Raw genomic sequence first — 10773 nt, forward strand, 5'->3', positions numbered from 1 at the left:
TTCAATATATTTTTAAAATTTTTAACAAACGATAGAAAAATGGCAGATTTAAAAGATTTCGCAGAACAGTTGGTCAACCTTACCGTAAAAGAGGTAAACGAATTGGCTGATATTTTAAAAGAAGAGTACGGTATTGAGCCCGCTGCTGCTGCAGTTGCAGTTGCTGCTGGTGGAGGTGGTGACGCCGCTGAAGCTGCTGAGGAGCAAACCGAATTTGACGTAATCCTGAAAGCCGCTGGTGCTTCTAAATTAGCAGTAGTTAAATTGGTGAAAGAATTGACAGGTCTTGGTCTTAAAGACGCAAAAGACATCGTTGATAGCGCGCCTAAAGCTGTTAAAGAAGGAGTTTCTAAAGATGAAGCTGAAGGTATCAAAAAATCATTGGAAGAAGCTGGAGCAGAAGTTGAGCTTAAATAATAGCGTCAACCATATGGTTTAGGTTTAGGTCTTTCCGCCCTTACGGTGGCTAGACCTAAACCCTTTTATGCGCAGTATATAAAGGCATATACACCCCTACATTAATATTCACGATCAAAATTTTGTCCATTGATGTTCACAAATCAGACTGAAAGAATAAGTTTCGCATCCGCTAAGAACATACCGGAATATCCGGATTTCTTGGACATTCAGATTAAATCATTTCAAGATTTTTTTCAACTTGAAACAAAATCTGACGAAAGAGGGAATGAAGGTTTGTACAATACCTTCATGGAGAACTTTCCCATCACCGATACCAGAAACCAGTTTGTGCTGGAATTCCTGGACTACTTTATAGATCCGCCCCGCTATTCCATACAAGAATGTATAGAGCGTGGGCTTACCTACAGCGTACCATTAAAAGCCCGGTTAAAATTATACTGTACTGATCCTGAGCACGAGGACTTCGAGACTATCGTACAGGACGTATACCTGGGTACTATCCCATACATGACCCCAAGCGGAACCTTCGTTATCAACGGGGCCGAGCGTGTTGTGGTTTCCCAGTTGCACCGTTCACCCGGTGTGTTCTTTGGGCAGTCTTTCCACGCTAACGGAACCAAGTTGTACTCTGCAAGGGTAATTCCTTTTAAAGGATCATGGATAGAATTTGCTACCGATATCAACAGCGTAATGTACGCGTATATCGATCGTAAGAAAAAATTACCGGTAACTACCCTTTTCCGCGCCATCGGTTTTGAGCGCGATAAGGATATCCTTGAGATCTTTGACCTCTCTGAAGAAGTGAAAGTTTCCAAGGCCGGATTAAAGAAAGTATTGGGACGTAAACTCGCGGCCCGTGTGCTGAACACCTGGCACGAAGATTTTGTGGACGAAGACACCGGGGAAGTTGTTTCTATTGAAAGGAACGAGATCATCCTCGATCGTGATACAGTACTGGAGAAAGAGCATATAGACGAGATCATGGATGCCGATGTGAAGACTATCCTGCTTCACAAGGAGAACAATGCACAGTCTGACTATGCCATTATCCACAACACATTACAGAAAGACCCTACTAACTCTGAGAAAGAGGCCGTAGAGCACATCTACAGGCAGCTGCGTAATGCAGAACCGCCAGATGAGGAAACGGCACGTGGTATTATAGACAAACTGTTTTTCTCTGATCAGCGATACAACCTCGGAGAGGTAGGTCGTTACAGGATGAACAAGAAGTTAGGTCTGGATATCGGGATGGACAAGCAGGTCCTGACCAAGGAAGATATCATTACCATCATCAAGTACCTGATCGAACTGATCAACTCCAAAGCTGAGATCGATGATATTGACCACCTTTCTAACCGTCGTGTTCGTACGGTAGGGGAGCAGTTATCATCCCAGTTCGGGGTAGGTCTTGCCCGTATGGCAAGGACCATCCGTGAGCGTATGAACGTACGTGACAACGAGGTCTTCACCCCGATCGACCTGATCAATGCCAAGACCCTTTCTTCTGTGATCAACTCGTTCTTCGGAACGAACCAGTTATCACAGTTCATGGACCAGACCAACCCGCTGGCAGAGATTACGCACAAGCGTAGGCTTTCAGCCCTTGGGCCAGGTGGTCTGTCAAGAGAGCGGGCAGGTTTCGAGGTACGTGACGTTCACTATACACACTACGGGCGACTTTGTCCGATCGAAACTCCTGAAGGACCGAACATCGGTCTTATTTCTTCCCTTTCCGTGTTTGCCAAGGTAAACCCGATGGGCTTCCTGGAAACTCCTTACCGTAAGGTAGAGGACGGGAAAGTGGATACTAAAGAATTCAGGTACCTGAGTGCCGAGGAAGAAGAGGGCATGAAGATCGCACAGGCCAACATCCCGCTGAAGGAAGACGGTACTATCGATCGTGAGAAGGTTATTGCCCGTGAGGAAGGTGACTTCCCGGTAGTAGATCCGAAAGAGGTAAACTACACAGACGTTGCTCCTAACCAGATCGCTTCTATTTCTGCATCCCTGATTCCATTCCTGGAGCACGATGATGCAAACCGTGCACTGATGGGATCAAACATGATGCGCCAGGCGGTACCATTATTAAAGCCCCAGTCTCCAATTGTTGGAACAGGACTGGAGCAGCAGGTAGCTTCTGACTCAAGGGTACTGATCAACGCCGAAGGCGACGGTACCATAGAGTACGTTGATGCCAAGCAGATCACTATCCGCTACGAGAGAACTGACGAGCAGCAGCTTGTAAGTTTTGACGAGGATTCCAAGACCTATGACCTGGTCAAGTTCAGGAAGACCAACCAGGGAACCAGTATCAACCTGAAACCTATTGTCCGTAAAGGCGATAAGGTGAAGAAAGGACAGGTTCTTTGTGAAGGATATGCTACGGAAAGCGGTGAGCTTGCCCTGGGACGTAACCTGCAGGTAGCTTTCATGCCCTGGAAAGGATATAACTTCGAGGATGCGATCGTGATCTCTGAAAAAGTGGTTCGTGAAGATATCTTCACCTCCATCCATATAGATGAGTACGCCCTGGAAGTACGGGATACTAAACTGGGTGCAGAGGAATTGACCAATGATATCCCTAACGTTTCTGAAGAAGCGACCAAGGACCTTGACGAATACGGTATGATCCGTATCGGGGCCGAAGTAAAACCCGGAGATATCCTGATCGGTAAGATCACTCCTAAAGGAGAATCAGATCCGACACCTGAAGAAAAACTGCTTCGTGCCATCTTTGGTGATAAAGCCGGTGATGTAAAAGATGCCTCTTTAAAGGCCTCTCCATCCCTACGCGGGGTTGTGATCGACAAGAAATTGTTCTCACGCTCTATCAAGGATAAGCGCAAGCGTTCTGAAGATAAAGAAGCCATTGCAAAACTGGAGCTGGAATACGAAGTAAAATTCCAGCAACTGAAAGATGTTCTTATTGAAAAGCTCTTTAAGATCGTCAATGGTAAGACTTCACAAGGAGTACTGAACGACCTGGGAGAAGAAGTTCTTCCAAAAGGTAAGAAGTACACCATGAAGATGTTGAACGCAGTCGATGATTTCGCCCACCTGGTAGGCGGAAGCTGGACTACCGATAAAGCGACTAACGCCCTGGTAGCCGACCTGCTGCACAACTACAAGATTAAATTAAATGACCTGCAGGGTAACCTGAGAAGGGATAAATTCACGATCTCTGTCGGGGATGAACTCCCTGCCGGGATCATGAAACTGGCCAAAGTATACATCGCTAAGAAGCGTAAGCTGAAAGTAGGTGATAAGATGGCAGGTCGTCACGGTAACAAAGGTATTGTTGCAAGGATCGTACGCCAGGAAGATATGCCGTTCCTTGAAGACGGAACACCGGTAGACATCGTGCTGAACCCTCTTGGGGTACCATCGCGTATGAACATCGGGCAGATCTACGAGACCGTACTTGGATGGGCAGGGCTTAAGCTCGGCAAGAAATTTGCCACCCCGATCTTTGACGGTGCAACCCTCGAAGAGATCAACAAGTATACCGATGAAGCCGGGATCCCGCGTTTCGGGCATACCTATCTCTACGATGGTGGAACCGGTCAGCGTTTTGACCAGCCTGCTACCGTAGGTGTGATCTATATGCTGAAACTGGGTCACATGGTAGACGACAAGATGCACGCCAGGTCTATCGGGCCATACTCGTTAATCACGCAACAGCCATTGGGTGGTAAAGCCCAGTTTGGTGGTCAGCGTTTCGGGGAGATGGAAGTCTGGGCACTGGAGGCCTATGGAGCTTCTGCAACCCTGAGAGAGATCCTGACCGTTAAATCGGATGACGTGATCGGTAGGGCCAAGACCTACGAGTCTATCGTCAAAGGTGAGACTATGCCGGAACCTGGATTGCCAGAATCTTTCAACGTACTGATGCACGAACTCAAGGGATTGGGCTTGGACATCAGACTGGAAGAATAATTACACACATATTTAATTTACTATCACCATTAGCATTATGGCTAGATTAAAAGATAATACACAACAAAAGCGGTTCAACAAGATTTCCATCGGTCTGGCCTCTCCGGAGTCTATTCTGGCAGAGTCCCGGGGAGAAGTGTTGAAGCCGGAAACTATTAACTATAGAACGCACAAACCGGAGCGCGATGGTCTGTTTTGTGAACGTATCTTTGGTCCTGTAAAGGATTACGAGTGTGCGTGTGGTAAGTATAAGCGTATCCGTTACCGCGGTATCGTCTGCGACCGTTGTGGGGTAGAGGTAACCGAGAAAAAGGTACGGAGAGACAGGGTAGGTCACATTAACCTGGTCGTTCCTGTTGCGCATATCTGGTATTTCCGTTCACTTCCTAACAAGATAGGATACCTGCTTGGACTTCCGTCCAAGAAACTGGACATGATAATATACTATGAGCGTTATGTCGTGATCCAGCCAGGTATCGCCAAAGGTCCTGAAGGAGAAGAGATCAAGAAAATGGATTTCCTTACTGAAGAGGAATACCTGAACATTCTTGAGACTATCCCGAGGGAGAACCAGTACCTGGAAGATTCTGATCCCAACAAGTTCATCGCTAAGATGGGAGCAGAGTGCCTGATAGAATTATTGTCCCGAATAGACCTTAAGCAGCTGTCTTACGACCTGCGTCACAAGGCCAACACCGAGACCTCTAAACAGCGTAAGACTGAAGCCCTTAAAAGGCTGCAGGTAGTTGAAGCGTTGAGGGAATCACAGGATAACCGTGAGAACAACCCGGAATGGATGATCATGAAAGTGATCCCTGTAATTCCGCCGGAATTACGCCCGCTTGTTCCTCTTGATGGTGGACGATTTGCGACTTCAGACCTTAACGATCTTTACCGCAGGGTGATTATCCGTAACAATCGTCTGAAGCGACTGATGGAGATCAAAGCTCCTGAAGTGATCCTTCGTAACGAAAAGCGTATGCTACAGGAAGCAGTAGATTCACTTTTCGATAACACCCGTAAGGCTTCTGCTGTTAAGACAGAATCTAATCGTCCGTTAAAATCCCTTTCAGATTCCCTGAAAGGAAAGCAGGGACGTTTCCGTCAGAACCTTCTCGGTAAACGTGTGGATTACTCCGCTCGTTCGGTGATCGTCGTAGGTCCTGAAATGAAATTATACGAATGTGGTCTGCCAAAAGACATGGCCGCAGAACTTTATAAGCCTTTCGTGATCCGGAAGCTGATCGAACGTGGAATCGTTAAGACGGTTAAGTCAGCCAAGAAGATCATCGATAAGAAAGAGCCGGTAGTATGGGATATCCTGGAAAACGTACTGAAAGGACACCCGGTACTGCTTAACAGGGCCCCCACACTGCACAGGTTAGGGATCCAGGCTTTCCAGCCAAAACTGATCGAAGGTAAGGCGATCCGCCTGCACCCATTGGTGTGTACGGCATTCAACGCCGACTTTGATGGTGACCAGATGGCAGTACACTTGCCGCTTGGTCCGGAAGCTATCCTGGAAGCCCAGTTACTGATGCTTGCTTCTCACAACATCCTGAACCCTGCGAACGGGTCACCGATCACGGTACCTTCTCAGGATATGGTTCTGGGTCTGTACTATATGACCAAGGAGCGCAAGTCTACAGACGACTACAAAGTTAAAGGAGAAGGTCTGACCTTCTATTCTTACGAAGAAGTGGTTATCGCTTTCAACGAAGGGCGACTGGAGCTTAACGCCGGGATCAAGGTAAGGGCGAAAGATTTTAATGAAGAGGGAGAGCTGGTTAACCAGATCATACCAACAACTGTTGGTAGGGTACTGTTTAACATGGTGGTTCCGGAACAAGCCGGATATGTGAACGACGTACTGAATAAGAAGTCGCTTCGTGATATTATCGGTCGTATCCTTGCGGTTACCGATGTACCTACCACGGCAGAATTCCTTGACAAGATCAAGAGCATGGGGTATGATTTCGCCTTCAAAGGTGGATTATCCTTCAGCCTTGGGGATATTATCATCCCACAGGAGAAACATGAAATGATCGCCGAAGCCAACGAACAGGTAGACGGCATCATGATGAACTATAACATGGGTCTGATCACCAATAACGAACGTTATAACCAGGTGATCGATGTCTGGACCTCTACCAATGCTATGCTAACCGAACTCGCTATGAAGCGTATTCGTGAAGATCAGCAGGGATTCAACTCGGTATACATGATGTTGGATTCAGGTGCAAGGGGATCCAAAGAGCAGATCCGACAGCTTACCGGTATGCGTGGACTGATGGCCAAGCCTAAGAAGTCTACTGCCGGGGGTGGTGAAATTATCGAAAACCCTATCCTCTCTAACTTTAAGGAAGGACTATCGATCCTGGAATACTTTATCTCTACTCACGGTGCGAGGAAAGGACTTGCGGATACCGCTCTTAAGACGGCGGATGCAGGTTACCTGACCCGTAGGCTGGTAGATGTGTCACAGGATGTGATCGTTAACACTGAAGACTGTGAGACCCTAAGGGGAATCGAGGTTGAGGCCCTGAAGAAGAATGAAGAGGTTGTGGAGTCACTTGGAGAAAGAATACTCGGACGGGTATCTCTGCACGACGTTTACGACCCGCTTACAGAGGAATTGTTGCTGAAAGCCGGACAGGAGATCATGGAGGCTGATCTTAAGAAGATCGAAGCCTCTCCTGTTGAAAGGATCGAAGTACGTTCACCGCTGACCTGTGAGGCTCAGAAAGGTATATGTGCCAAGTGTTACGGGCGTAACCTGTCTACCAATAAAATGGTACAGAGAGGTGAAGCCGTCGGAGTTGTGGCTGCACAGTCTATCGGGGAACCGGGAACTCAGCTTACACTGCGTACCTTCCACGTGGGTGGTATTGCCGGTAACATCTCCGAGGATAACAAACTGGAAGCACGATTTAACGGTATTGCCGAAATAGAAGACCTGAGAACGGTTAAGGATAATGACGGGGATAAGAAGAATGATATCGTTATCTCGAGGACTTCCGAGATCAAGATCGTTGACGCCAAGACCGGTATCACGCTAAGTACGAATAACATTCCTTACGGATCTCAGTTGTTTGTCAAAAATGGTGAGAAGGTTGAGAAAGGACAGATCATTTGCCAGTGGGATCCATATAACGGTGTTATCGTTTCTGAATTCCCAGGTAAGATCGCTTACGAGAATATCGAACAAGGAGTTACTTTCCAAGTAGAAATTGACGAACAGACCGGGTTCCAGGAAAAAGTGATCACTGAATCCCGGAACAAGAAACTGATCCCGACCCTGTTGATCAAGAACAACAAAGACGAAGTGCTGCGTTCATACAACCTGCCGGTTGGATCGCACATTATGGTCGATGACGGGGATAAGATCAAAGAAGGTAAGATCCTGGTTAAGATCCCGCGTAAATCTGCTAAAGCAGGGGATATTACCGGAGGTCTTCCAAGGGTGACCGAGCTCTTCGAAGCACGTAACCCATCTAACCCTGCGGTTGTTTCAGAGATCGACGGAGTAGTATCTTTTGGTAAAATTAAGCGTGGAAACAGGGAGATCATCATCGAGTCCAAACTGGGTGAAGTGAAGAAATACCTGGTGAAACTGTCTAACCAGATCCTGGTACAGGAGAACGATTACGTTCGTGCCGGTATGCCGTTATCCGATGGTTCTATCACACCGGAAGATATCCTGGCGATCAAAGGACCATCAGCTGTTCAGCAGTACCTGGTGAACGAAGTACAGGAAGTGTACCGTTTACAGGGTGTGAAGATCAACGATAAGCACTTTGAGGTCGTTGTAAGACAGATGATGCGTAAGGTGCGGATTCAGGATTCCGGAGATACAACCTTCCTCGAGAACCAGCTGGTTCACAAGGACGACTTTATCCAGGAGAACGATAACATCTTCGGTAAGAAGGTGGTAGAGGATGCAGGGGAATCAGAAAACCTTAAACCGGGCCAGATCATTACGGCGCGCGAGTTAAGGGATGAGAACTCTATCCTTAAACGTTCGGATAAAGCACTGGTTTCTGCAAGAGACGCGGTGGCTGCTACAGCTACACCTATCCTGCAGGGTATTACCAGGGCATCGCTGCAAACCAAGTCATTCATCTCGGCGGCTTCCTTCCAGGAAACCACCAAGGTACTGAACGAGGCGGCTGTAAGCGGTAAGGTAGATGACCTGGAAGGTCTTAAGGAAAATGTGATCGTCGGTCACAGGATCCCTGCCGGTACCGGGATGCGAGATTATGAGAACATCATCGTTGGTTCTAAAGAGGAATACGATGAGATCATGGCCCGCAAAGAGGAACTGAAGTTTTAATCATATAATTACTGGAAAACCCCGATCTTAACTGATTGGGGTTTTTTATGTTTAATCGTAAGCAACCATGGCCGAAAACGAAAACAAACAGAAACAGATCAATATAGAGCTGGATGAAAAAACGGCGGAAGGAACCTATTCCAACCTTGCCATTATAAATCACTCAGCCTCTGAATTCGTGGTGGATTTCATCAGCCTGATGCCCGGCGCACCCAAGGCGAAGGTGAAAAGCAGGGTTATCCTCACGCCACAACACGCTAAGAAATTCCTCAAGGCACTTAAGGATAACGTGGCCCGCTTCGAGAAGTCGCACGGCGCCATACAGGATTATGACCAGCCTAATATCCCGATGAATTTCGGGCCTCCGGGTGAAGCATAAGCAATTAAAAAAGGCCTCCGATCGGAGGCCTTTTTTTATGAGTCAAATTCTGATGTAAAATGCAGTTTTACGGTGGGGTATTTCTGTTGCACCATTTGCAGGGAGAACTGTGAATCTGCAAGGAAAACCAATTGGCCGCGTTTATCGGTAGCCAGGAATTTCTGTTTTACCCTCTGGAATTCAGAAAATTCTTCGTTCCCCGGATCCTGTGGATCTACCCAACAGGCCTTATAGGCCGGGAAATTTTCATAGGTACATTTTGCACCGTATTCGTGTTCCAGCCGGTACTGTATGACCTCGTACTGCAGGGCGCCAACCGTTCCTATGACCTTTCTCCCGTTCAGGTTCAGGGTGAAGAGCTGGGCCACACCCTCATCCATTAACTGGTCTATCCCTTTATTCAATTGTTTGGAACGCATGGGGTCTGCGTTGTTGATGTAGCGGAAGTGTTCCGGGGAGAAACTGGGGATTCCTTTATAATGGAGTACCTCCCCTTCGGTAAGAGTATCCCCGATCTTAAAATTCCCAGTATCATGTAAGCCTACAATATCCCCCGGGTAAGAAATATCTACGATCTCCTTCTTCTCCGCAAAAAATGCGTTTGGACTCGAGAATTTCAGGTTTTTGTTATGCCTGACGTGTAGATAGGGTTTATTACGCTCAAAAGTTCCCGACACGATCTTTACGAAAGCAAGACGATCCCGGTGTTTAGGATCCATGTTGGCATGAATTTTAAAAACGAATCCCGTCATTTCCTTCTCCTTGGCAGTAACTACTCGCTCTTCCGCTTTCTTAGGGCGTGGAGAAGGAGCAATATCCACGAAGCAGTCCAGCATTTCCCGGACCCCGAAATTATTCAGGGCTGATCCGAAGAAGACCGGTTGCTGCTGTCCGGCCAGGTAGGCCTCCTTGTCAAATTCAGGGTATACCCCGTGCACCAGCTCCAGGTTTTCACGTAAAGTATCAGCAGCTTTTTCCCCGATGATCTTTTCCAGCTCTTCGCTTTCCAGGTCATCAAAGGCTATGGTGTCTTCAATTTTTTTCTTGCTTTCCCCTTTAAAGAGGTTGATGTTCTTTTCCCAAAGGTTATAGATCCCCTTAAAGTCGTACCCCATCCCGATAGGGAAGCTCAGGGGGGTTACGGTCAGTCCCAGTTTTTGCTCCACCTCGTCTAACAGGTCAAAGGCATCCCGTCCTTCACGATCCAGCTTGTTGATGAAAACGATCATGGGAATGTTACGCATGCGGCAGACCTCTACCAGTTTTTCGGTCTGTTCCTCCACCCCCTTGGCGACATCGATCACCACGATCACACTGTCTACGGCAGTCAGGGTCCGGAAAGTATCTTCGGCAAAATCCTTGTGACCAGGGGTATCCAGGATATTAATCTTCTTGTCCCTGTAGAGGAATGCCAGGACAGAAGTAGCCACGGAGATTCCCCGCTGCCTTTCAATCTCCATAAAGTCACTGGTAGCAGCCTTTTTGATCTTATTATTTTTAACGGCGCCCGCCTCCTGGATGGCTCCCCCGAACAATAACAGTTTTTCCGTCAGGGTGGTCTTCCCCGCATCGGGGTGGGATATGATGCCAAAAGTCCGGCGCTTTTCTATTTCCTTGAGAAAGCTCATGCAATAAAATTTGTGCAAAAATAAGTCAATTTAACTCGATATGACCCCGGGATGACCAATTTCTGAGACCTCAG

Annotated in this window: 5 protein-coding genes; 4 read left to right on the plus strand and 1 reads right to left on the minus strand. The window is 47.4% G+C overall.

The annotated features are described in order from the left end of the window. Positions 1 to 39: 39 nt before the first annotated feature. The 4 genes from rplL to CLV82_RS07465 all read left to right on the plus strand — a co-directional run bounded on the left by rplL (position 40) and on the right by CLV82_RS07465 (position 9071). Positions 40 to 417, plus strand: a complete 378-nt coding sequence (gene rplL / locus CLV82_RS07450) for a 50S ribosomal protein L7/L12 (protein ID WP_133643696.1) — start codon at positions 40 to 42, stop codon at positions 415 to 417. Positions 418 to 549: 132 nt separating this feature from the next. Next, positions 550 to 4359 carry a DNA-directed RNA polymerase subunit beta gene (gene rpoB / locus CLV82_RS07455; RefSeq protein WP_133643697.1) on the plus strand — a complete coding sequence of 1270 codons (3810 nt, stop codon included), beginning with the start codon at positions 550 to 552 and terminating at the stop codon, positions 4357 to 4359. Positions 4360 to 4396: 37 nt separating this feature from the next. Beyond that, positions 4397 to 8692 carry a DNA-directed RNA polymerase subunit beta' gene (gene rpoC / locus CLV82_RS07460; protein WP_133643698.1) on the plus strand — a complete coding sequence of 1432 codons (4296 nt, stop codon included), beginning with the start codon at positions 4397 to 4399 and terminating at the stop codon, positions 8690 to 8692. 67 nt (positions 8693 to 8759) lie between these two features. After that, the gene (locus CLV82_RS07465; RefSeq protein ID WP_133643699.1) at positions 8760 to 9071 is read left to right on the plus strand and encodes a DUF3467 domain-containing protein; all 312 of its coding nucleotides are present in this window, start codon (positions 8760 to 8762) and stop codon (positions 9069 to 9071) included. Between the two features lie 35 nt (positions 9072 to 9106). Here CLV82_RS07465 and CLV82_RS07470 read toward each other — a convergent pair whose 3' ends face one another. Next, positions 9107 to 10699, minus strand: a complete 1593-nt coding sequence (locus CLV82_RS07470) for a peptide chain release factor 3 (protein WP_133643700.1) — start codon at positions 10697 to 10699, stop codon at positions 9107 to 9109. Positions 10700 to 10773: the final 74 nt, after the last annotated feature.

The organism is Zeaxanthinibacter enoshimensis, assembly GCF_004362865.1.
GTDB lineage: Bacteria > Bacteroidota > Bacteroidia > Flavobacteriales > Flavobacteriaceae > Zeaxanthinibacter > Zeaxanthinibacter enoshimensis.

Bases quoted from the DNA above. Each gene is read 5' to 3' on its own strand.
- CLV82_RS07470 (WP_133643700.1), bottom strand. From the start codon at position 10,699: ATGAGCTTTCTCAAGGAAATAGAAAAGCGCCGGACTTTTGGCATCATA.
- rpoC (WP_133643698.1), top strand. From the start codon at position 4,397: ATGGCTAGATTAAAAGATAATACACAACAAAAGCGGTTCAACAAGATT.
- CLV82_RS07465 (WP_133643699.1), top strand. From the start codon at position 8,760: ATGGCCGAAAACGAAAACAAACAGAAACAGATCAATATAGAGCTGGAT.
- rpoB (WP_133643697.1), top strand. From the start codon at position 550: ATGTTCACAAATCAGACTGAAAGAATAAGTTTCGCATCCGCTAAGAAC.
- rplL (WP_133643696.1), top strand. From the start codon at position 40: ATGGCAGATTTAAAAGATTTCGCAGAACAGTTGGTCAACCTTACCGTA.